General features: G+C 62.6%; 20 protein-coding genes. 12 read left to right on the top strand and 8 right to left on the bottom strand.

Going from position 1 to position 22,964, the window contains the following annotated elements; translation table 11 throughout:
* The 5 genes from HBJ55_RS22095 to HBJ55_RS22075 all read right to left on the bottom strand — a co-directional run.
* A partial coding sequence (locus HBJ55_RS22095; protein WP_167120420.1) for an aldehyde dehydrogenase (NADP(+)) occupies positions 1-1,014 on the bottom strand: 1,014 nt, incomplete at its 3' end.
* 14 nt (positions 1,015-1,028) lie between these two features.
* Positions 1,029-2,015, bottom strand: a complete 987-nt coding sequence (gene araD1 / locus HBJ55_RS22090) for an AraD1 family protein (protein WP_167120418.1) — start codon at positions 2,013-2,015, stop codon at positions 1,029-1,031.
* Positions 2,016-2,043: 28 nt separating this feature from the next.
* The gene (locus tag HBJ55_RS22085) at positions 2,044-3,345 is read right to left on the bottom strand and encodes a TRAP transporter large permease (RefSeq protein WP_167120416.1); all 1,302 of its coding nucleotides are present in this window, start codon (positions 3,343-3,345) and stop codon (positions 2,044-2,046) included.
* Positions 3,345-3,941 carry a TRAP transporter small permease subunit gene (locus HBJ55_RS22080; RefSeq protein WP_167120414.1) on the bottom strand — a complete coding sequence of 199 codons (597 nt, stop codon included), beginning with the start codon at positions 3,939-3,941 and terminating at the stop codon, positions 3,345-3,347. Before HBJ55_RS22080 ends, HBJ55_RS22085 begins: the two co-directional genes overlap by 1 nt.
* A gap of 67 nt (positions 3,942-4,008) precedes the next feature.
* Positions 4,009-5,028 (bottom strand): TRAP transporter substrate-binding protein, encoded by a 1,020-nt coding sequence (locus tag HBJ55_RS22075; protein ID WP_167120411.1) that lies wholly within the window; start codon positions 5,026-5,028, stop codon positions 4,009-4,011.
* 137 nt (positions 5,029-5,165) lie between these two features.
* Here HBJ55_RS22075 and HBJ55_RS22070 point away from each other — a divergent pair, with 137 nt between their 5' ends.
* Complete coding sequence (locus tag HBJ55_RS22070; protein WP_167120409.1) at positions 5,166-6,092, top strand: Gfo/Idh/MocA family protein; 927 nt, start codon at positions 5,166-5,168, stop codon at positions 6,090-6,092.
* A 34-nt stretch (positions 6,093-6,126) separates the two neighbouring features.
* Here the strand turns inward: HBJ55_RS22070 and HBJ55_RS22065 are convergent, their stop codons facing one another.
* Complete coding sequence (locus tag HBJ55_RS22065) at positions 6,127-7,083, bottom strand: LysR substrate-binding domain-containing protein (RefSeq protein ID WP_167120406.1); 957 nt, start codon at positions 7,081-7,083, stop codon at positions 6,127-6,129.
* Between the two features lie 156 nt (positions 7,084-7,239).
* Here HBJ55_RS22065 and HBJ55_RS22060 point away from each other — a divergent pair, with 156 nt between their 5' ends.
* The 11 genes from HBJ55_RS22060 to HBJ55_RS22010 all read left to right on the top strand — a co-directional run bounded on the left by HBJ55_RS22060 (position 7,240) and on the right by HBJ55_RS22010 (position 20,838).
* Positions 7,240-8,469 carry an aldose epimerase family protein gene (locus HBJ55_RS22060; protein WP_167120404.1) on the top strand — a complete coding sequence of 410 codons (1,230 nt, stop codon included), beginning with the start codon at positions 7,240-7,242 and terminating at the stop codon, positions 8,467-8,469.
* 61 nt (positions 8,470-8,530) lie between these two features.
* Entirely contained in the window at positions 8,531-9,526 is a 996-nt protein-coding gene (locus tag HBJ55_RS22055; protein WP_167120401.1) for an arabinose ABC transporter substrate-binding protein, read from the top strand.
* A gap of 31 nt (positions 9,527-9,557) precedes the next feature.
* Entirely contained in the window at positions 9,558-11,051 is a 1,494-nt protein-coding gene (gene araG / locus HBJ55_RS22050; RefSeq protein ID WP_167120399.1) for an L-arabinose ABC transporter ATP-binding protein AraG, read from the top strand.
* Between the two features lie 56 nt (positions 11,052-11,107).
* A complete protein-coding gene (araH, locus tag HBJ55_RS22045; protein WP_167120397.1) occupies positions 11,108-12,118 on the top strand; it encodes an L-arabinose ABC transporter permease AraH in 1,011 nt (336 codons plus the stop codon).
* Positions 12,119-12,142: 24 nt separating this feature from the next.
* Positions 12,143-13,888 carry an IlvD/Edd family dehydratase gene (locus tag HBJ55_RS22040; protein ID WP_167120394.1) on the top strand — a complete coding sequence of 582 codons (1,746 nt, stop codon included), beginning with the start codon at positions 12,143-12,145 and terminating at the stop codon, positions 13,886-13,888.
* A gap of 82 nt (positions 13,889-13,970) precedes the next feature.
* Positions 13,971-15,497, top strand: coding sequence for an arabinosylfuranosidase ArfA (arfA, locus tag HBJ55_RS22035; protein WP_167120391.1), 1,527 nt, complete (start codon positions 13,971-13,973; stop codon positions 15,495-15,497).
* Positions 15,494-16,573, top strand: coding sequence for an ABC transporter ATP-binding protein (locus HBJ55_RS22030; protein WP_167120389.1), 1,080 nt, complete (start codon positions 15,494-15,496; stop codon positions 16,571-16,573). Before arfA ends, HBJ55_RS22030 begins: the two co-directional genes overlap by 4 nt.
* A 101-nt stretch (positions 16,574-16,674) precedes the next feature.
* Positions 16,675-17,952 carry an extracellular solute-binding protein gene (locus tag HBJ55_RS22025; protein ID WP_167120386.1) on the top strand — a complete coding sequence of 426 codons (1,278 nt, stop codon included), beginning with the start codon at positions 16,675-16,677 and terminating at the stop codon, positions 17,950-17,952.
* Positions 17,953-18,051: 99 nt separating this feature from the next.
* Positions 18,052-18,930, top strand: a complete 879-nt coding sequence (locus HBJ55_RS22020; protein WP_167120429.1) for a carbohydrate ABC transporter permease — start codon at positions 18,052-18,054, stop codon at positions 18,928-18,930.
* Positions 18,927-19,826 (top strand): carbohydrate ABC transporter permease, encoded by a 900-nt coding sequence (locus tag HBJ55_RS22015; protein ID WP_338072068.1) that lies wholly within the window; start codon positions 18,927-18,929, stop codon positions 19,824-19,826. Before HBJ55_RS22020 ends, HBJ55_RS22015 begins: the two co-directional genes overlap by 4 nt.
* Before the next feature lie 73 nt (positions 19,827-19,899).
* Positions 19,900-20,838 (top strand): SMP-30/gluconolactonase/LRE family protein, encoded by a 939-nt coding sequence (locus HBJ55_RS22010; protein ID WP_240936242.1) that lies wholly within the window; start codon positions 19,900-19,902, stop codon positions 20,836-20,838.
* Positions 20,839-20,844: 6 nt separating this feature from the next.
* Here HBJ55_RS22010 and HBJ55_RS22005 read toward each other — a convergent pair whose 3' ends face one another.
* Positions 20,845-21,609: a FadR/GntR family transcriptional regulator gene (locus tag HBJ55_RS22005; protein WP_167120383.1), complete on the bottom strand. Its 765-nt coding sequence runs from the start codon at positions 21,607-21,609 to the stop codon at positions 20,845-20,847.
* Positions 21,610-21,734: 125 nt separating this feature from the next.
* Positions 21,735-22,886: a fumarylacetoacetate hydrolase family protein gene (locus HBJ55_RS22000; RefSeq protein WP_149328836.1), complete on the bottom strand. Its 1,152-nt coding sequence runs from the start codon at positions 22,884-22,886 to the stop codon at positions 21,735-21,737.
* Positions 22,887-22,964: the final 78 nt, after the last annotated feature.

Here is a 22,964-nt window from a genome sequence, read left to right as displayed (position 1 = left end):
CGGGGTAAGCATGGTCTGGGCGGCGCTCTGTTTGACGGCGTCGCCCGCGGCCTCGACGAAGGCGGAAAGCTCGGGGCTCTTCACCGCGATGACCAGGCCCGGGTTGGTGCAGAACTGCCCGGCGCCCATGTTGAGCGAGGCGACGAAGCCCTCGGCGATCTTGGCGCCGCGTGCCCTGAGGGCTTCCGGCAGCAGGAACACCGGGTTGATCGAGCTCATCTCGGCGTAGACCGGGATCGGCTGGGGGCGGCTTTGCGCCGTCTTCATCAGCGCCGTGCCGCCGCCGCGCGAGCCGGTGAAGCCCACCGCCTGGATGCGCGGATCGCTGACCAGGGCCTGGCCGATTTCGCTGCCCGAACCGAACAGCAGCGAGAACACGCCTTCGGGCAGCCCGCTCTTGTCGACGGCCTGCTGTACGGCACGACCGACCAGCTCGGAGGTGCCGGGATGCGCCGAGTGGCCCTTGACGATGACCGGGCAGCCGGCGGCCAGCGCCGAGGCGGTATCGCCGCCGGCCACGGAGAAGGCCAGCGGGAAGTTGCTGGCACCGAACACGGCCACCGGGCCCAGGCCGATATGGCGCTGGCGCAGGTCGGCGCGGGGCATCGGCTGACGCTCCGGCAGGGCCGGGTCGAGGCGCACGTCGAGCCACTCGCCGGCGCGCACCACGGCAGCGAACAGGCGCAGCTGACCGCAAGTGCGGCCGCGCTCGCCCTCCAGGCGCGCCCGGGGCAGGCCGGTTTCGGCCATGGCGCGCTCGATCAGCGCGTCGCCGATGGCCTCGATCTCGCTGGCCGCCGTCTCGAGAAAGGCGGCGCGCTTTTCGAGCGACGTTTCGCGGTAGGTGACGAACGCCGCCTCGGCGAGCTCGCAGGCACGCTCGACCTCGGCCTTGCCACCGCCCACGTAGGTGGGCTCGAGGGTCTCGCCGGTGGCGGGGTTGACGCCATTGATGGGCTTGGAACTGCCACTGACGGCCTCCTGGCCGATCAGCATCTTGCCTTCGAGTGTCATGTCGATCTCCTTTCTCAAAGCGTTTTCACATCGATGGCTGGCTTGTCTGCCTCGAAGCGTAGTGGATTACGCAGGGGGCGACCGAACTCGGGGAGGCTAATTTCGAAGCGATCGCCGTCGCGGGTACGAATACCGTCGGCGAAACTCAGGGTGGCGGTGCCGAAGAAGTGCACGTGCACGTCCCCGGCGCGTCGAAAGCCCGAGTACTTGAAATGGTGATGCTCCAGGTTGGCCAAGCTGTGGGCCATGTTGGCCTCGCCGGTGAGAAAGGTCTTTTCCCACAGGGTGTCGCTGCCGCGCACGATACGGCTGACGCCCTCCAGGTGCGCGGGCAGCTCGCCCACCAGCAGCTCAGGGCCGAAGCTGCAGGCGCGCAGCTTGGAGTGAGCCAGCCACAGGTAGTTGAAGCGCTCGGTCACGTGGTCGGAGAACTCGTTGCCGATGGCGTAGCCCACTCGCCAGGGCCGGCCGTCGTCGCCGATCACATAGAGCCCGGCCAGCTCCGGTTCCTCGCCGGCATCCTCGGCGAAGTGCGGCACGGGGATCGCGGCCTCGGGAGGCACCACGCAGGCGCCGTCGCCCTTGTAGAACCACTCCGGCTGGGCGCCGATGACGCCCGCTTGCGGCTTGCCGCCTTCCACGCCAAGCTTGAACATGCGCATGGAATCGGTCAGTTCCGCCTCGCTGACCTGGGTCTTGGCGTGCATGGCCGAGCGCGTGTCGGCGCTGCCCAGGTGGGTGAGGCCGGTGCCGGTGACCAGGCAGTGCGCCGGGTCGGGGTGGGTCAGCGGCGGCAGCAGGCGCTTCTCGTCGACCAGTCGCTGATAGTCGAGACGGGTCTCGCTCAGTGCTGCCTCGATGGCTTCGCTCAGCGACTGGCCTGCCGCGATGGCGCGGCGGGCGAGGGTATAGGTGTCGGCGTCGAGCAGGCGAACCTCACGGTTGCTTTCGACCCGGGCCGCATGAACCTGGCCTTGGTGTTCGCATTGAATCAGGCGCATGGCGCGGTTTCCTCGTATGGGAGTGTTGTCAGAGCGGCCAGATGGCCAACTGAGGCCACATCAATAGAGCGGCCAGCACGCAAAGCTGAATGAGCATGAACGGCAGTACCGAAAGGTAGATGTCCTTCAGGCTGACCTCCGGGGGCGCCACGCTCTTGAGATAGAACGCCGCCGGGCCGAACGGCGGTGACAGGAAGGAGACCTGCATGTTCACGGCGAACAGGATGCCAAACCAGATCGGGTCGAAGCCCAGCTCGGTGACGATAGGCAGGAAGATCGGCAGGGCGAGCATGGCGATCCCGATCCAGTCGAGGAACAGGCCGAGTACCAGCATGATGCCCATCATCACCAGAATGATGACAATCGGCGCTACCTCGAGACCCAGGATAAGGCCCGAGACGAAGCGATTGCCGCCCATCAGGTTGTAGACGCCCACCAGGGCAGCTGCGCCGATGCCGATCCAGATGATCATGCCGCAGGTATTGAGCGTCTGGCCCAGGCTGTGATGCAGCATGCCCAGCGAGAATTCGCGGCGCACCATGATCGCCAGCATCACCCCGAACACGCCCATGGCCGCCGCCTCGGTGACCGAGGCGATGCCGCCGTAGATAGTGCCGAGCACGAGAAAGGCGATCAGCCCCGGGAGCAGGATCGCCTTGGCGGCGTCGAGCCTGCTGGCGAAGGGGTTGTCCTGGCTCTCCTCGGTCAGCGGCGGCCCCATTTCGGGATTCTTGATACAGCGCACCAGCACGTAGGCGATGTAGGAGCCCATCAGGATCACGGCGGGAGTGACGGCGGCGGTGAACAGCTCGGCAATCGAAACGCTGGCGATCAGGCCGTAGATGATCAGCACGATCGACGGCGGCATCATGGTGCCCAGCGCGCCGCCGGCGCACACCACGCCGATCGACAAGCGCTTGTCGTAGCCCAGGCGCAGCATCTGCGGCAGCGCCAGGATGCCCAGCAGCACGATCTCGCCGCCGATGATTCCCGACAGCGCCGCCAGGAAGAACGCCACCACGATGGTCTGCACCGCGACGCCGCCGGGCAGCCGGCCGGCGAATACGCGCATGGCGTTGAACAGGTCCTTGGCGATGCCGGAGCGGTCGAGCAGCGAGGCCATCAGCACGAACATCGGCACCGCCACCAGCGAATACTCGGTAATGAAGCCGTATACCCGGCTGGTGACCAGCGGCAGGGCGGTCTCGCCGAACCAGCCGAAGGTGAAGGCCATCGCCACCAGGCCGGTAATAAAGGCCAGCGGCAGCCCGGTGACGAGCAGCGCGAAGATGGCACCGACCATCAGCAGCGTTGCGGTCGAGATATCCATCAGCGCACCTCCCGGCCGGGGCGAGCCCGCAGCGACTGGATCAGGTGCAACAGGGCCTGCAATGTCATCAGCGCCAGGGCGAACAGGATCACGCCCTTGACCATGGCCGGGAAGGGCGGGTTCCACGAGGTGCCGGAGCGCTCCAGGCGCCACTCGCCGAGTGGGTTGTGCGAGGCACGCCAGAACATGTGGAAGGCGGCGTAGCTCATGGCCAGGCAGAAGCCCAGGGTCACCAGGTCGTTGAAGCGATCCATCCAGCCCTTGAGGCGCGGGCCGACATTGTCGTAGAGCACCTTGACCCGAATGTGGCTGTTGCGTGCCATGGCCGCGGGGCCGCCCAGCGCGAAGCTGATGGCGATGAGAAACACCACGGTTTCGTGTACCCAGGAGGTGGGGGAGTTGAAACCATAGCGCAGGAAGACCTCGACCACGCTGATGGCCATGGCCAGCAGAATCATCCAGGCGGCGCCCCGGGCGCCTCGCGACACCACCCGGTCGAGGCCGTTACGCTCGGGCGAGACATCCTCGACCTGCTCCACGATGTCGGCGAGTTCCTGTTCGGGCAGGGGCTTGGGGTCATGTTGTTGCTGCGACATGGCGAGTCTCGATAGGCGTTGCGGGCCGCCAGTGTCTGGCGGCCCGCTTCGGTTGCCGGTGCGTGGTTCAGAGCAGGTTGCGCGAGCGCAGGAAGGCGGTGGCGGAGTCGTAGACCTTCTGGGTCATCTCGTTCTCGCCGGCCCACTCCTGCCATTCCGCTTCCGCGGCGGCGCTGAACTTGCGACGCTCCTCGGCGGGCAGGTCGTAGGGGTGAACGTCCGGGTCTTCCTGCAGGCGCTGCAGGGTCTCGATGTCCTGGGCCTTGAGCCGTGCGATCAGGTCGTAGGCCATGCCGTCGAAGGCGGTCTCGAGAGTCGTCTGCAGCTCTTCCGGCAGCTCATCCCAGATCTGCTTGTTGATCGACACGGCGATCATCGGCATCGAGTGGAAGCCGGGGTAGAGCGGGTAGGGCGCGAAGGCGTGCAGGCCCATGGCGTCGTTGTTGGAGAGCACGGTGGAGTCGGCGGCATCGATGACCTTCTTCTCCAGCGCGGTATAGACTTCGGAGCCCGGCAGGTTGACGGGGCTTGCCCCGATGCGCTCGAAGACGTTATAGACCATGCCCTGAGGGGCGCGAATCTTGAGGCCCTCGAAGTCCTCCAGCGTCTCGATCGGCACGGTGGAGGGCACCGATTCCAGCGGGAAGGTGGCCGCACCGATCAGGTGAACGCCGTAGGGTTCGACCAGCTCGTTGTAGAGGTCTTCGCCGCCGCCGTGCTTCATGTACTCGAGAAAGTCGTAGGGGCTCTGCCAGGCACCGACCAGGTTACCCAGCATGCCGAACGCCGGATCCTGACCCGAGAAGTAGCTGGGGTCGGTCATGTGGCCCTGCAGAATGCCGGAACTCACCGCGTCCAACGTCTCGGTGGGGCCGACTACGGCATTGATCGGCATGACTTCGATCTCGACGCGGCCATCGGTCATGCGCGAGATTCGCTCTGCCCACTCCTGCTTGATTTTGAAGCTGGGCTCGCCGGAGGTCTCCGACGCCTGGAAGGTCCACTCGTACTCGGCGGCGTGAGCCGTGGAGAGGCCCATCAGCAGGGCCGAGCCGATGAGGATATGACGGGGTGCGAGATTGAGCATACGGGCTCCAGGGGTTGTTAATTGTTACTGGTCGCCTTTATGTTGAACATATACCAACCATGTTCAACATATACTTTAGTCGTGACTTTCCTTTGGCGGGACGTAGCGTCTCGCCATCCGAACCAAAGGACTTGGCAATGCAAGACATCGAAATCGGCCTGGTAGGCGTCGGCAAGATCGTCCGTGACCAGCATCTTCCGGCCCTGACCGAGAGCCGCGATTTCCAGTTGGTGGCGACGGCGGATCCCTCGGCGCGGTTGGAAGGTGTGCCGGGATACGACTCGCTGACCGCCATGCTCGAAGCCCACCCGGAACTGAAGGTGGTGGCCATCTGCACGCCGACGCACCTGCGCTACTCCCAGGCGCGCATCGCCCTGGAGCAGGGCAGGAGCGTGCTGCTGGAGAAACCGCCCGGCGCGACCCTGAGCGAGGTGGCGGACCTGGTCGAGCTGGCCGAGCGCCAGGGCTGCACGCTGTTCGCGGCCTGGCACTCGCGCTTCGCCCCGGCCGTGACGGAGGCGCGCGACTGGCTGCGGGACAAGACGATCACGCGGGTCGAGATCGACTGGCGCGAAGACGTGCGGGTGTGGCATCCCGGGCAGGCGTGGATCTGGGAACCGGCCGGCATGGGTGTCTTCGACCCCGGCATCAATGCGCTGTCGATCGCCACCGAGATACTGCCGCGCGCCTTCTTCCTGCGCGAGGCGCGGCTATGGGTGCCGAGCAACTGCCAGGCCCCCATCGCCGCGGCGCTGACCTTCAGCGATATGGAGGGCACGCCGATCGTGGCCGACTTCGATTTTCGCCAGCCCAGCCCGCCGATCTGGAGCATTCACGTCGAGACCGAGGCGGGGCGGCTCAGCCTGCTGCGGGGTGGCTGTCGGCTGGAGCTCAACGGCGAGTGTCTGCTCGAAGCCGATGAGCGCGAGTACCCGGGCCTCTACGCTCGATTCGCCGAACTGATCCGGAAGCGACGCAGCGACGTGGACCTGGCGCCGCTACGGCACGTGGCGGATGCCTGCCTCGCCGCCTGGCGCGAGCCGACCGAGCCCTTTATCGAGTGAGTGGGAGAAGCGCCGCCTTTTGCGCGGTGCTTTCCTAGAGGAGTCCTTGCTGGCGCTGGTGGGCGACCAGTTCACGCACCATGGTCATCAGCGTTGCCGCCCCCGGGGAGGGCCGGCGGCGGCGCAGGCTCACCAGGCCGAACGGCTGTACGCTGAGCCGTTGATGGAACGGCAGGATGCGAAAGCGCGCCGGGGCGCACAGCAGGTCGGCCACCTGGCGCGTAGTGGCCGTGATCGTATCCGAGCGGTCGATCAGGGCCAGCGCCACCAGGATGTCGGTGGTATCGACGACCTGAGCCGGCGGATCGATGGCGTTGTATAGAAACAGTGCGTCGACACGTTGGCGCATCAGCGCCCCCTGGGGCTGTAGCGCCCATGGGTAGGCGGCCATGGCCGCAAGCGTCAGCGGCTCGGCTCCCGACAGGGGGTGACCCTCCCGGCACACGAAGCAGATCTCCTCCTCGCCGATTTCTTCGAATACGAACGGATCGGTCGAGAACCCGGCCGGTATCCGGGTAATGGCGAAATCCAGTTCCCCTTCCAGCAGTCTCGGTACGAGCCGCTTGCTGACGTCGACCTCGACGCTGATCTTCAGCCTGGGGTGGGTGCGATGCACCCGCTCGATGGCGCTGGCAAGCAGGGTCACCGCCGGGGCCATCACCGTGCCGATGGCCACCTTGCCGGCGCTGCCCGCGAGCAGGGCGTTGAGTTCTTTGCCGGTGTTATGAAGATCCGAGAGCATGGCCTGCGCATGCCGGACCATGACCTCTCCATACCAGTTAGGCTCGAGCCCGCGTGGATGGCGATCGAACAGCTTGACCCCCAGTTGGGACTCGACATCCCCGAGCAGCTTCGAGGCGGCCGGCTGACTGATGCCCAACTGGGCGGCCGCACGATGCAGGTTGCGCTGTTCGTCCAGGGCCAGAAACAGCTGGAAATGGCGCAACTTTAGTCGTGCCTGCAAGAACCAGTCGTCCTCCAGCGTGCGCATTGGGCCTCTCCGCTTTACTGATTGATACCCTTTTTTATATCAAAAAAGGCGAAGTTGCGTATTGGTTGGTTATGTCAGGCTTGTCTACTGTAGCGGCTGTATCCGCGACGAGCGCGTCGCACCGACAACAACAATTCAGGATCAAGGAGAAAGATCATGCCACTCACGTACGCCTCGACGCGCGGTGCCGGTTCGCACCTGCTACTGAGTGCGGCAGCCGCCGTGCTGATGCTGGGCGGGGCCGAGGCACAGGGTAGCGCCGATACGGCTTCTGGTGATGCCGCGCGTGGTGTAGATAAATCGGTGTTTGGCCAGTTGCCCGACGGTCGCCAGGTCGACGTTTATCGTTTCACCAACGCCAACGGCATCGAGATGCGCGTCATCAACTACGGCGGCATCATCCTCTCGCTGAAGACTCCCGACGCGCAGGGCGAATTCGACGATATCGTGCTGGGTTTCGATTCGCTGGAAGAGTATCTCTCCGATGAGTACCGCCAGGCCAACCCCTACTTCGGTGCCCTGATCGGACGCTACGGCAATCGCATCGCGGGCGGCCAGTTCTCTCTCGATGGGGAAACCCATTCGTTGGCGACCAACGATGGGGACAACCATCTTCACGGCGGACGGCAGGGATTCGACAGGGTGCTATGGCAGGCCGAGCCGTTCGCGAACGACGAAGGGGCCGGCCTCGTTCTGCGCTATACCAGCGAGGACGGTGAGGAGGGATATCCGGGGCGGCTGGAAACCGAGGTGACCTACACCCTGACCGACGCCGACGAGCTGGTCGTCGATTACCGGGCCACGACCGACAAGCCGACCCCGGTCAACCTCACCCAGCACAGCTACTTCAATCTCGAGGGCGAGGGTAGCGGCAGCATTCTCGATCATCACCTGACGATCAATGCCGACGCCTTTACCCCGGTCGATGACACCTTGATCCCCACCGGCGAAATCCGCCCGGTCGCAGGCACGCCGTTCGACTTTACCCAGCCGACGCCGATCGGCGAGCGCATCGAACAAGACAACGAGCAGCTGACGTTCGGCAAGGGCTACGACCACAACTTCGTGCTCGCCGAGCCGGGCGCTTCTTCTAGTGAGCCCGTGCTGGCCGCCAGGGTGTGGGAGCCCGACAGCGGACGCCTGCTGGAAATCGCCACCACCGAGCCGGGCATCCAGTTCTACTCGGGCAACTTCCTGGCCGGCGACCTGATTGGCAAGCGGGGCCAGGCCTACGAGCACCGCTCCGGCTTCGCGTTGGAGACCCAGCACTACCCCGACTCCCCCAACCAGGCCAACTTCCCCTCGACGATCCTCGAGCCGGGGGAGACCTATCGCACGCGCACGGTTTACCGCTTCTCAGCCCAGGAAGAAGCCCCGGGCTCGTGACCCAAGAGTCCGAACAACAACACATTCAACAACAACACATGAAGAGACTTAGGAGTACGACATGCCCATGACAAAGACTTTCACTCGTCTGGCCCTGAGTGCCGGCCTCGCGCTCGCAACCGTCGGCGCGACACAGGCGGCCGAAGAGGACGTCAAGATAGGCTTCATCGTCAAGAAGCCCGAGCAGGCCTGGTTCATCAACGAGCAGGAGGCTGCCACTCAGGCCGGCGAAGAGCTGGGCTTCAGTGTCGTCCGGCTGGGCGGCGAGGATGGCCAGGAGGTGCTGAGCGCCATTGACAACCTCAATTCCCAGGGCGCCCAGGGCTTCGTCATCTGCCCGCCCGACGTGCGTCTGGGGCCCGCCATCATGAATCGTGCCAACCAGTACGGCATGAAAGTGGTCACGGTAGACGACCGTTTCGTGAACGGTAGCGGCGAGCCCATGGAGGAGGTGCCGCACCTGGGCATGTCGGGCTACAAGATCGGCCAGCAGGTCGGCGAGGCGATTGCCGCCGAGATGGAGGCGCGCGGCTGGGATCCGCAGGAGGTCGCCGCGCTGCGCATCACCAATTATGAATTGCCCACCGCCAAGGAGCGCACCGACGGTGCCACGGACGCGCTGGTCGAGTGGGGCTTCCCCGCCGAGAACGTCTTCGATGCGCCCCAGCAGAACACCGACACCAGCAGCGCCTTCTCGGCCGCCTCGCCGGTGATCTCCCAGCGCGGCGAATTCGAGCACTGGATCATCTACGCCCTCAACGAAGAGAGCGTGCTGGGCGGCGTGCGCGCCACCGAGCAGTACGGCCTGGGAGCCGAAGACGTGATCGGCGTGGGCATCAACGGCTCCGGTGCCGCCTTTGCCGAATTTTCGCGCAGCAACCCGACGGGCTTCCACGGCACCGTGGCGGTGAGTTCCACCCAGCACGGGCGCCAGACGGCGGAGAGCCTCTATCGCTGGATCACCGAAGGCGAGGAGCCGCCGGCCAATACCGAAACCTCGGGCACCCTGATGACGCGCGACAACTGGCAGGACGTGCGCGCCGAACTCGGGCTGTGAACGTGACGGATCGCGGTGAGGGGAGAGTGACATGACCGAGCCCTATCTTCGTTTCGACGGCATCAGCGTGGTTTTCCCCGGCGTGCGGGCGCTCGACAAGGTCAGCTTCGGCGTCCACGCCGGCCAGGTGCATGCGTTGATGGGCGAGAACGGCGCCGGCAAGTCGACGCTGCTCAAGGTGCTCAGCGGGGTCAACCGCGTCACCGATGGGGCGCTGTGGCTCGACGGCGAGCGCCATGTGTTCGCCAACGCCCGCGAGGCGCTCGGTCAAGGCATTGCCATTATCTACCAGGAACTGACCCTGGCGCCCAACATGTCGGTGGCCGAGAACCTGCTGCTCGGCCAGCTGCCGGCCCATCACGGCTTCATCGACCGGCGGCGGCTGCGCGAACGGGCGATGCGCATGCTCGAGGAACTCGGGGAAGGCAGCATCCACCCTTCGACCAAGGTACGCGATCTCTCCATCGGCCAGCAGCAGATGATCGAGATCGGTCGTGCGCTGCTGCGCGATGCCCGCATCATCGCCTTCGACGAGCCGACCAGCAGCCTGTCGGTGCAGGAGACGCGCCAGCTCGAGCGCATCGTCGCCCGGCTGCGCGACGAGGGCCGCGTGGTGCTCTACGTCACCCATCGCATGGAAGAGGTCTTCAAGATGTGCGATGCGGTCACCGTATTCCGCGACGGCAAGCACATTCGCACCCACGAGAGCCTTGATGCGCTGGATCACGACACCCTGGTCAGCGAGATGGTCGGGCGCGACATCGAGGACGTCTACGGCTACCGCGAGCGTGAGCAGGGTGAGGTGATGCTCGAGATCGACGCCATCGAGGGCAGGGGGCTCAAGGCGCCGGTGAGCTTCGAGGTGAAGCGCGGCGAAGTGTTCGGCCTGTTCGGTCTGGTCGGGGCGGGGCGCAGCGAGTTGATGCGACTGGTGTGCGGCGCCGAGACCGCCAAGTCGGGCGAGGTGCGCTTCCAGGGCGTGGCGCGACGCTTCGCCAGCCCCGGCGAGGCCATTCGCCGAGGCATCGCCATGTGCCCAGAGGATCGCAAGTCGCAGGGCATCTTTCCCGTCGCCAGCGTGGCCGACAACCTCAACATCAGCTGTCGGCGCTTCTTCAAGCGCTGGGGGCTGCTGCGCGACCCGAGGCGCGAACGGGCCAATGCCGAGGACTACATCGGGCGGCTGAGCATCAAGACGCCGGGGTCGCGCACGCCCATCGGTTCGCTCTCCGGCGGCAACCAGCAGAAGGTGATCCTGGCGCGCTGGCTGTCCGAGAAAATCGATCTGTTCGTGATGGACGAGCCGACTCGCGGCATCGACGTGGGCGCTCGACGCGACATCTACAACCTGCTTTTCGAGCTGACCGAGCAGGGCAAGAGCGTCGTCGTGATTTCCAGCGACCTGGCCGAAGTGAGCTCCATCTGCGACCGCATCGGCGTGATGCGTGACGGCGCGCTGGTCGACATCGTGCCGCGCCGGGAGGCCACCCAGGAGCGCCTGCTGGGGCTGGCGCTGCCTGCCTGAGTCTTTTGACAAGTGCATTGAAAGCGCATCGACAAGAGCCATTTGAGGGATACCACATGACTACCCATAAACTCGCAGGGGGAGACGGCAGCACGGCTGCGGCGACCCCGCGCCGGGGGCTGCCCAAGCCCCTGCGCACCCTGCTCGATACCTCCGGGCTGATCGCCATCTTCGTGATTCTGTTCGTCGCGTTGGCGGTGTTCATCCCGGGCTTTCTCACCGGGCGCAACATGGTGGGCCTGCTGCTCTCCATCACCCTGATCGGTACTATCGCCACCACCATGATGATGGTGCTGGCGCTGGGCGAAGTCGATCTGTCGGTGGCGTCCATCGTCGCCTTCGCCGGCGTCGTCGCCGCCGTGGTTACCTCGGCTTCCGGCAGCGTGATGATCGGCGTGCTCGGCGGCGTGCTCGCTGGGGGCGGGGTAGGGGCCTTCAACGGCTTCGTGGTGGCGAAGTTCGGCATCAACTCGTTGATCGCCACGCTTGCCGCCATGGAGTTCGTGCGCGGCCTGGCCTACATCACTTCCGGCGGCGATGCGGTGATGATCACCGTGCCCGAGTTCTTCGACCTCGGCAGCGCCTCCTTCCTCGGCCTGACGCTGCCGGTGTGGACCATGATCGCCTGCTTCGTGATCTTCGGTGTTTTGCTCAACATGACCGCCTTCGGGCGCAACGTGCTCGCCACCGGCGGCAACCCCGAGGCGGCGGCGCTGGCCGGGGTCAACGTGCGCCGTCTCAAGGTCATCGTGTTCGGCCTGCAGGGCGTGGTGGCCGGCATCGCCGGCGTGCTGCTCACCTCGCGTATGGGGCTGGGCGATCCCAACACCTCGATGGGCCTGGAGCTGGCCGTCATTTCTGCCTGCGTGCTGGGCGGCGTGGCCCTCTCCGGCGGCGTGGCCACTATCACCGGCGTGCTGGTGGGGGTGTTGATCATGGGCTGCGTGCAGAACGCCATGGGTCTGCTCAATGTGCCCACTTTCTATCAGTACCTGGTACGCGGCGCGATCCTGCTGCTGGCGGTGATGTTCGACCGCTGGAAGCAGACCCGACGCCAGCGTGCATGATCCTTCGGTTTCAGGAGACCTCGTATGACCGACCGCAAGCGTCCCTTGCGCAGCGCCCAATGGTTCGGCACCGCCGACAAGAACGGTTTCATGTACCGCAGCTGGATGAAGAACCAGGGGATTCCGGACCACGAGTTCGAGGGCAAGCCGATCATCGGCATCTGCAACACCTGGTCGGAACTGACGCCTTGCAACGCCCATTTCCGCAAGCTGGCCGAGCACGTCAAGAAGGGTGTGCTCGAAGCGGGCGGCTATCCCGTGGAGTTTCCCGTTTTCTCCAACGGTGAGTCGCTGCTGCGGCCCACGGCGATGTTCACCCGCAACCTGGCGAGCATGGATGTCGAGGAGTCGATCCGCGGCAACCCGCTGGATGCGGTGGTGCTGCTGGTGGGCTGCGACAAGACCACGCCGGCGCTGCTGATGGGCGCGGCGAGCTGCGACATTCCCACCATCGTGGTCACCGGCGGGCCGATGCTCAATGGCAAGCACGAGGGCAAGGACATCGGCTCGGGCACCGTGGTCTGGCAACTCTCCGAACAGGTCAAGGCCGGCAAGATCTCGATTCATGACTTCATGGCCGCCGAGGCCGGAATGTCGCGCTCGGCGGGCACCTGCAACACCATGGGCACGGCCTCGACCATGGCCTGCATGGCGGAATCCCTAGGCACCTCGTTGCCGCACAACGCGGCGATTCCGGCCGTGGATTCCCGGCGCTACGTGCTGGCGCACCTCTCCGGTAACCGCATCGTCGAGATGGTCGAGGAGGATCTCACTCTCTCCAAGGTCCTGACCAAGGAGGCTTTCGAGAACGCCATTCGCGCCAATGCCGCCATTGGCGGCTCGACCAACGCCGTGATCCATCTCAAGGCCATCGCCGGGCGCATCGGGGTGGAACTCGACCTCGACGACTGGAGCCGCGTCGGCCGCGGTACGCCGACCATCGTCGACCTGCAGCCCTCGGGGCGCTTCCTGATGGAGGAGTTCTACTATGCCGGCGGCCTGCCCGCCGTGCTGCGTCGGCTGGGCGAGGCCGACCGACTGCCGCACAAGGACGCACTGACGGTCAACGGCAAGACCCTGTGGGACAACGTCAAGGAAGCACCGCTCTACAACGACGAGGTGATCCGCCCGCTGGACAACCCGCTGCGCGAGGATGGCGGCATGTGCGTGCTGCACGGCAACCTGGCGCCGCGCGGGGCGGTGCTCAAGCCCTCGGCGGCGAGCCCCGAGTTGATGACCCATCGTGGCCGGGCGGTGGTGTTCGAGGATTTCGACGACTACAAGGCGCGCATCAACGACCCCGAGCTGGAGGTCGATGCCAGCAGCGTACTGGTGATGAAGAACTGCGGTCCACGCGGCTATTACGGCATGGCTGAGGTCGGCAACATGGGCCTTCCCGCCAAACTGCTCGAACAGGGCGTGACCGACATGGTGCGAATATCCGATGCGCGCATGAGCGGCACCGCCTACGGCACCGTGGTGCTGCACGTGGCGCCGGAGTCCGCCGCCGGCGGGCCGCTCGCCGCGGTGCGCAGCGGCGACTGGATAGAACTCGACTGCGACGCCGGTACCTTGCACCTGGACATCAGCGACGCCGAGCTCGAGGCGCGCCTGGCCGAGAGCGATCCCACCGCCCAATCGAGCCGGATCGCCAGTGACGGCGGCTATCGCCAGCTTTACATCGAGCGGGTGCTGCAGGCCGATGAGGGCTGTGACTTCGACTTCCTGGTCGGATGTCGCGGCGCCGAAGTGCCGAGGCATTCGCATTGACGGGTGCAGCACCAGGACAACTCTAACGGGTGGGCGGTCACGCCTGCTTTAAACACTACTCGACTATGGGAGTAGGGCCTTTATGCGAGTTCGCGCATCGTTACATCGAGATTTCAAGATTAGCCATATCGATAATCGTCTCTATTCGGCCTTTATTGAACATATGGGGCGGGCGATCTACTCCGGCATCTATGAGCCTGGCCATCCTCAAGCCGATCTGAATGGTTTCCGTAAGGATGTAGCTGAACTGGTACGTGACCTCAATATCCCCGCGATTCGCTATCCAGGGGGCAATTTCGTTTCCGCTTATCGGTGGGAGGATGGGATTGGCCCCAAAGAGCAACGGCCCGTAAGACTGGATCTTGCCTGGCGTTCAAAGGAGACCAATCAGGTAGGTATCAATGAGTTTGCCCAATGGGCCGAAATGACGGATATCGAGATGATGCTCGCCGTCAACCTTGGTTCGCGTGGCCTCGAGGATGCGCGCAATTTCGCTGAATATGTGATTCACCCAGGCGGGACCTACTGGTCTGACCTACGCCGCAGTCATGGGGTGGAGGAGCCATACAACGTCAAGATGTGGTGTCTGGGTAATGAAATGGACGGCCCTTGGCAAATAGGCCATAAAAAAGCCAAGGAGTATGGTCGGCTGGCGAATGAGACGGCTAAAGCGCTCAAGGCGCTTGATGGCGATATTGAAGCAATCGTATGTGGCTCGTCCAATGATCAGATGCCGACCTATCCCGACTGGGAGCGAGAAGTGCTCGAAGAGTGCTATGAGAATGTCGACTACATCTCATTGCACAAATACTTCGGTAATTCGAGCGCCGATACGCTTAATTATTGTGCCAAGATTGAGGAGACCGGGCGGTATATCCAGGCCATTGGCGGCGTGATTGATTTTGTGAAAGCCAAAAAACGTGCCAAGAATGACATCTATATCTGCTTCGACGAGTGGAATGTCTGGTATCACCGTCGCGAAGAGGACGCTCGGCGTTGGCATACATGGGATTGGCCGGAAGCCCCGGATCTACTCGAAGAAGATTACAATTTTGAGGATGCGCTTTTCGTTGCAGGACTAATGAATGAGTTCATCCGGCGCAGTGACAGAGTGCGGATTGCCTGTATTGCCCAATTGGTTAACGTAATTGCCCCGATTCGTGCAGAAAAAGGCGGGGCAGCCTGGCGACAGACGATCTATTATCCGTATCAATTTGCATCGCTCTATGGGCGTGGTACGGCGCTGCAGGTGGCAGTCGATGGCCCAACGTACGACTGCAAGGTGGCCGATGATGTGAACTATCTTGACGCTGCCGCTGTGCATGATGAGCAGGCCGGCGTGGTCACGCTGTTCCTGGTCAACCGCCACCTCGAGGAAGCTGTCGACCTCGATATGCTGCTGACGGGCTTTTCCACGGCTCGTTTGATCGAACACAAAGTGATGGCCGGTTTTGATCTGCGTGATACCAACGGGGCAGATCGGCCCAATGCAGTGGCGCCGTACGATGGTACAGGAGTAGGCGTCGAAAATGGCCGCGTGAGGGGTAGCTTGGCAGCGCTCTCCTATCATGTTCTACGCCTTGACGTGAACACGGGGGCCAGGACATGACTGGGGTTACGCTGACATGCGTCGACAAAGTCTTTGGTTCAACCAAGATTATCGACAATGTGTCGATGGACATTGCCAAGGGCGAGTTTGCAGTCTTTGTCGGCCCTTCGGGCTGTGGAAAATCGACCCTGCTACGGATGATTGCAGGACTTGAAGAGACCAGTGCAGGCGCTATCGAAATCGAGGGGCGGGATGTCACTCAGGCCGAACCCGCGCAGCGCGAAGTGGCAATGGTCTTTCAGTCCTATGCCTTGTATCCACACTTGAGTGTGTTCGAAAACATGGCCTTCAGTTTGCGTTTGGCGCGTGCACCCAAACAGCAGGTCACGAGGCAGGTAAAAGAGGCTGCACGCATTCTCAAAATCGAAGAGCAACTGGATAAAAAACCATCCAAGCTATCGGGTGGGCAGCGCCAACGGGTTGCGATTGGCCGAGCGATCGTACGTCAGCCCAAAGTGTTTCTGTTTGATGAACCGCTCTCGAACCTTGATGCCGAGTTGCGTGTGCAGATGCGCCTTGAACTTTCTTTGTTACACAAGAAACTTGGCTCGACCATGATCTATGTGACTCACGATCAGGTCGAGGCTATGACGCTGGCCGATAAGATATTCGTCCTGCGCGGGGGAGTGGTTCAGCAATCCGGAACGCCGCTGGAATTGTATGACGACCCCGCCAATCAGTTTGTGGCTGGGTTTATTGGTTCACCCGCAATGAACTTTCTTTCCGCCACGGTAAGTGCTGTTACTCCTGCGGGGGTGCTGGCCACCATCGAGGGCAGTGGAGGCCAGACGTTAGAAGCCCGGCTGGATAGCGCTACCCTTGAAGCAGGCCAGGCCGTGACGCTAGGGATACGCCCCGAGCATCTGCATATCCGTGAGAGCGGTTTTAACACTTCTGTCGAGATGACCGAAAACCTTGGTGGCGTCGCCTATCTGCACTCACGCCTGACCGATGGGCAAAAGATCGTGATTGAGCGCCGCGGCGAACGTCAATCGTATCAGGGCGAAAGTATATCCGTCGGGGCCGATGCCAAGCATGTGCTGGTCTTTGCCCTGGATGGTCGGCGTTTGCACTAGCTCTTGGTATTACTTCTTGGGCTAGAGCTTGGCACGAGAATCTGGAGTTGGCACTTGTATCGAGGCTTAAGCTGAAATTTTTATCTAAGGAGTAAACAATAATGAAGCTACTCAAATCGATTGTTCTGGCCACAGCAACGTTTACCTCTGCTGGCTCTGCGCTTGCGCAGACCGAAGTCGTCTGGTGGGACTTCTTTGTTGGGGGGGATGGTCAGCGCATGAAAGCGCTGATCAGTCAGTTTAATGCCGAGCACCCTGATATCAATATCAATGCCACGACCTCCGAGTGGGGCGTACCTTTCTACACACGGGTGCGCACTGCCTCTGCGGTTGGACAAGGGCCAGACATCGTGACCTATCATCTTTCACGGGTGCCGCTGGCGCTATCGGAGGGCATCCTTACCCCCATCAGCGATAGCGATCTTGAGCAGGCTGGGCTTGCACGTGACGATTTTTTCGAGCGCTCGATCGAAGCCGCCTCCGATGATGAGGGGACGCTGTATGCGGTGCCCTTCGATGTCCACTCGATAATTCTCTATTACAACAAAAGCTATCTTGAAGGCAGCGACTACCTTGACGAAGAGGGCAATCTGATAGGCATCGAGAGCTTGGACGATCTGAATGCCGCGCTTGCACTGGCCCAAGATAATGGTTCCCAGATACCGCTCTCCTACCAGACGGGGGGACCAGGTGGCATCTGGCGTATATTCCATACGCTGCTGAGCCAGCAGGGAGGCGCACTGATCGAAGGCGGCGAGGTCCTGCCTGGCGATAACTTTGACAAGGCCGTACGCGCGATAGCGATCATGCAAGAGTGGGGGAATAGCAACTATCAGCCCGAGCATGCCGAATACGAAGCATCGGTTGCGCTATTCACGTCTGGACGCTCGGCTTTCTTCATCAACGGTGTGTGGGAGGTACCGACGCTGGTCGACATGGAAGAGGCGGGAACTCTCGGCTTTGAATGGGGGGCAGTAGAGGTACCAACGCTGCTCGAAGAGAATGCCGTTTGGGCCGATAGCCATGCGTTCGCCATTCCCATACAGGGCAGCGAAGAGATGACCGCCGAAAAGCGTGAAGCGGTCATGACCGTCATTGGTTGGATGGAAAAGCATGCTCTTGACTGGGCGACTGCTGGTCATATTCCCGCGTATCTTCCCATTGCCGAAAGCACTGAATTCAAGCAGATGGAACCCAATTCGACCTACGCATCGCTTGCCGATGTCGCTGTGTATGATGCGCGTTCGGCCATCGCCGGTGTGGCTTCCCCGGTTTACGATGCGGCCCTGAATGTTATTGCACCCGCCATCCACGGTTTCCTTGAGCCAGAACAGGCTGCCGAGCAAATGCGGCAAGAATTGCAGGCGCTACTTAACTAGGGGCCAGGTTGAATAAGACACGATGGCCACCCGCACTACTGATGCATGCGTGATGGGAGTATGAGTAGTGCGGCACTCAAGGGAGTTCCACCATTGGCTATGATCACAAATCGGCGCAAGCATATCATGGTGGCGATAACGCTGATCGCACCCTTCGTTTTTATCTTTGCATTGGTATTCCTCTATCCCACTCTACGGATGATTGAACTTAGCTTTACCAATGCAGCACTGATCGGCTCGGGTGAGTGGGTGGGGTTGGACAACTATCGACGCCTTTTGAGCGATAGCCTGTTTTATACCTCGCTCAAGAATAACGGTTATTTCGTGTTGCTGACGGTCGTGCCGACTACGGTGATAGCGCTGGCTATTGCTCTGGCGGTCAATCGCCTCGCTGGGCGCTTGCAGGCGCTAGTTCTGGCAATCTTTTTCCTGCCATATATTCTGCCAGTTTCGGTGGTCACTCAGATCTGGGCTTGGATGCTTGATTTTCAGTTTGGCATACTCCAGCCGCTACTTGAAAGAATGACTGGGAGGCCGGTAGCGGTCTTCAAGCACCCCGCTTGGGTCATGCCAACTATAGCGGCCATTACCATTTGGTGGACTAACGGTTTCAATGTCTTATTGTTTATTGCAGGGCTTCGCAATATCTCTCCCGAACTTTATGAAGCTGCGGCACTGGATGGAGCCTCTCGGCGTCAGCTATTCATGAAAATTACCTGGCCATTGTTATGGCCGGTAACCGCGTTGGTGTTGACGCTGCAGCTCATTCTCCAGCTCAAAATTTTCGATCAAGTGTACCTGTTGAGCGGTGGTGGTCCCTTCAACTCTTCTTATGTGCTGTTGATGATGGTCTACCGCGAGGCCTTCCAGCTCAACCATGGTGGCTATGCTTCGGCAGTGGCTCTGGTGCTGTTCGTTCTCATCATGGTCGTCTCGGTACTGCAATTCCAACTGCTGAGAATCGGAGGTCGCAAGTGAGTGCCCAAAAAATTGCCAGTCAGGGATGGAGAGCCGCCGTACCAGCGTCTAAACGAAAAGAGGCGAAAATCGGCACTCGAAAAATCGAGAACATGCTGCTACTGGGGATTACGCTGATTGCCGCAGCCGTCTGGATATTTCCTCTCTATTGGGCCTTTGTTACCTCGATTCGCGATGAAAGCCATGTGGTCAGCTCCGAGGCGGGACTCTTACCGGATATGCTCAATTTGTCAGCCTACGGTGATGCACTGTTCAACTCCAACCTGTTGACTTGGTACATCAACTCAATCGGAACATCAGTAATTATTACTGTGCTGGTGCTCATGTCGGGGATGATGTGCGCCTACGCGCTATCTCAAATGCGCTTCCCAGGGCGAAGAGCGCTATATGCTGTAGTGCTGGCTAGCTTTATGATTCCCTCTCAGGCGTTAGTGGTGACTCAGTTTGTGCTAATGAATGACATGGGGTTGGTCAACAGCTGGGCAGGAATCATCCTTCCCCAGCTCATTGTTCCTGTAGTCATTATTGTCTACAAGCAGTTCTTTGATGCGGTGCCGAAAGAGATGCGTGAAGCTGTATTGCTGGATGGAGGCGGCGAATACACGCTGCTGTTTAAGATCTACTTGCCGCTCAATTGGGGTATCACTAGCGCTCTGGCGATTATCACCTTCATTATGGCGTGGAATCAATTCTTCTGGCCATTTCTCGTTATTACTTCTGAAAACATGATGACGATTCCGGTGGGAATCACCCAAGTGAGGGATACTTTCGGTGTCAATTACGCGCGGGTGATGGCGGTTGCGCTACTGGGAGCGGCTCCCGTTGCGATTGCCTATCTCATCTTCCAGAAAAAAGTAACCGAAGCAGTAATGATCTCTTCAGGGGTCAAAGGATGAGATTTACCAATACAGAGGGGCTTTCTATGCGTGAATGGTGCTTGATCTTTGAGGTCTTCGATGCTCTGCGCGGATGTCGCGGCGCCGAAGTGCCGAGGCATTCGCATTGAGCCGGCTGGGGGGCGAGCGCCGCATGGTCGAAGGCTCGATGATCCAGTGCGCTTGGCGAGGCAGGGCGCAACTGGGTGAAGGCCCGCTGTGGTGCCCCGAGCGAGGGGAGGCCGGCCAACTGCTGTTCGTCGATATTCTGGGACGCACCCTGTACGTGCACGATTCCGCCGACGGCACGACCCGCGGCTGGGCGCTCGACGAGGCGTGCTGCTGGCTTGCGCCGCGCGCCGACGGCGATGGCTTCATCGCCGGGCTGGCCTCGCGGCTGGTGCACCTGCGTCTCGACGAGAACGGGCCGCGTATCGTCGGCGGGTGGACTACGCCCAAGGAGCCGGCGGGCAACCGCTTCAACGACGCGACGGTGGACGCCCAGGGGCGGCTCTGGTTCGGCTCGATGAGCGAGAGTGGCGAGCCGGGCCGGGGTGCGCTCTACCGTCTCGACGGGGCGAATCTGCGCCGGGTCGATCCTGGCTATGGCGTCGCCAATGGTCCCGCCGTCAGCCCCGACGAGAGTACGCTCTACCATAGCGATACGGCTGCCGGGGTCGTCTATGCCTTCGATCTCTCGGCGGACGGCGAACTGAGCGGCAAGCGTGAGCACCTGCGTTACCACGGCACCCAGGGCTACCCGGATGGCATGACCTGCGACGCCGAGGGAGGCCTGTGGGTCGCCCACTGGGGCGGCGGGCGTGTCAGCCGCTTTCTGCCCGACGGTACGCTGGACGAAACCTTGATCCTGCCCGCCTCGCGGGTAACCTCCTGTACTTTCGGCGGACCCGAGCTGGACCAGCTCTACATCACCACCGCTGCCGATGGCCGCGACCAGGAAGCGTTGGCGGGCAGCCTGTTCCGCGTCGCTCCCGGCGTCCGGGGCCTGCCCTCGCCGGCTTATATCGCCTAGGCGAGCCTAGGCCGGCTCCAGCCAGCTGCCCAACGTCCCATCTCCCGGCTCGATGCCCAGTGCGTCGGCCGTGCCCTGCAGCACATCACGGGCCGCCAGGAAGGCGTCGCGGGGCTGGCGGGTGCGGATAGCCTCCATCACCCGGCGGTGACGCTCGAAGCTGGCCTCGGGGTCGGCAGTGCTGTCGTTGGAGGTTTCCACCAGCAAATGGATCGAAGGGCGCAGGATATGCGAGAGCTGCGCCCAGACGATGTTGTGGCTGGCCTTGAAGATGGCGACGTGGAAGGCGACGTCGTAGTCGCTGTACTGGCGCCGCTCCTCTGCGCTCTCGGCGTGGAGGTGGCGGCTCATGCCCTCCAGCGCCTCTTCGATGGCTACCAGGTCGAGTGCCTTGGCGCGCCGTGCGGCCGTCATCGCCACGTAGGGTTCGACATCCAGGCGGAAGGCCAGAATCTCGCGCTGGATGCGTGGGTTGGGCGAGGCATAGCGGGTCATCCACTCGGTCACCGACGGGTCGAGGATGTTCCACTCCTCGTAGTCGCGCACCTTGGAACCGTGACCGGAGATCCGCGCGATGATGCCGACGTCGACGAGTTGGCGCAGGTCGCTCCTCACCGCCGAGCGGTTGATGGCGAACTGTTCGCACAGAGCGATCTCCTTGGGAACGAAGTCGCCGGGCTGGTAGCGCCCGGAAAAGATGGCTTCGGCGAGATACTCCACCACACTGGGGCGGACAGGCTTTGCGGGGCGCTTCGGCGGCGTAGCGGTCATGGCAGCTCATGTCGATGATTTGCCACGCAAAGTGCCATATGTTCAACATATAGGCAATGCTGCCTAGGTCGCAACGACAGGGCGGGCATGCCGCCTGTCGTTGCGTCGGCTCTCTTCGATAACGCCTAGCGGCGGTGCGCCAGCCAGGCGCGAATACCGAAGGACCAGGGTGGCAGGCGATCCGAGCGGTCGACGCGATTGACCAGCGCACCCAGCGCCGGGGTGGCGATGGTGACGCTGTCGCCGATATGGTGGGTAAAGCCCTGGCCCTCGCCGTCGCGGTCCTGGATCGGCGAGAACATGGTGCCGAGAAACAGCATGAAGCCGTCCGGGTACTGGTGGTGCGCGCCAACGGTCTGGCGCACCAGATCGAGCGGGTCGCGGCTGATCTCGCGCATGTCGCTCTCGCCTTCGAGCAGGAAGCCGTCGTCCTCACCCTCGATGCGCAGCGTGACATGGGCCTGGCGCACGCTGTCCAGCGTGAAGCGCTCGTCGAACAGGCGAATGAACGGTCCGATGGCGCAGGAGGCATTGTTGTCCTTGGCCTTGCCCAGCAGCAGGGCGCTGCGGCCCTCGACGTCGCGCAGGTTGACGTCGTTGCCGAGCGTAGCGCCCCTGGGTTCGCCCTGGGCATCCACCGCCAGCACGATCTCGGGCTCGGGGTTGTTCCATTTCGAGGCCGGATGCAGGCCGACACGGGTACCGAAGCCCACCGAGGAGAGTGGTTGCGCCTTGGTGAATACCTCGGCGTCGGAGCCCAGGCCCACCTCCATGTATTGCGACCAGGCGCCGCGGGCCTGCAGTGCCGCCTTGAGTGCCATGGCCTCGTCGGAACCCGGCGCGATGCGCGACAGGTCCTGGCCGATCACCTCGTTGAGCTCGGCACGCAGCTGGCTGGCCTTGGCCGCATCGCCGCCGGCCTGCTCCTCGATCACCCGCTCCAGCAGGCTCACGGCGAAGGTCACGCCGCAGGCCTTGATCGCCTGCACGTCGCAGGGTGCGAGCAGGTAGGGCGCTCGCTGCGGTTCGTCCAGGGAGTTTTGCAGCAGGGTAGCGACAGGGCCGAGCGACTCGCCTTCCACGCCTCGGGCGAAGTCGGCGGCATCGTCGCGGTCGAGCAGGTCGGCCATGCAGTCGCACTGGGCGGTGATGTCGACCACCTCCCCTCGGCGCACCACCACCAGAGCCGGGCCGTCGTCACGCCATACGCGGCCCACCAGCAGGGCCTGCTCTACGTCCTGGGGAAGGTAATGGGTAGTCTCGTTAGCGTCGTTCACGTCTCATGCCTCGCGTTTGCCATCGACCAACCGTGACACACCCCAGGGGTTGCCGTCACGCAGCGCCTCGGGCAGCAG

This window comes from Billgrantia bachuensis (genome assembly GCF_011742165.1).
GTDB lineage: Bacteria > Pseudomonadota > Gammaproteobacteria > Pseudomonadales > Halomonadaceae > Halomonas > Halomonas bachuensis.
Note: the sequence above shows the minus strand (reverse complement) of the source record. Positions and strands in the feature narration are given on the sequence as shown.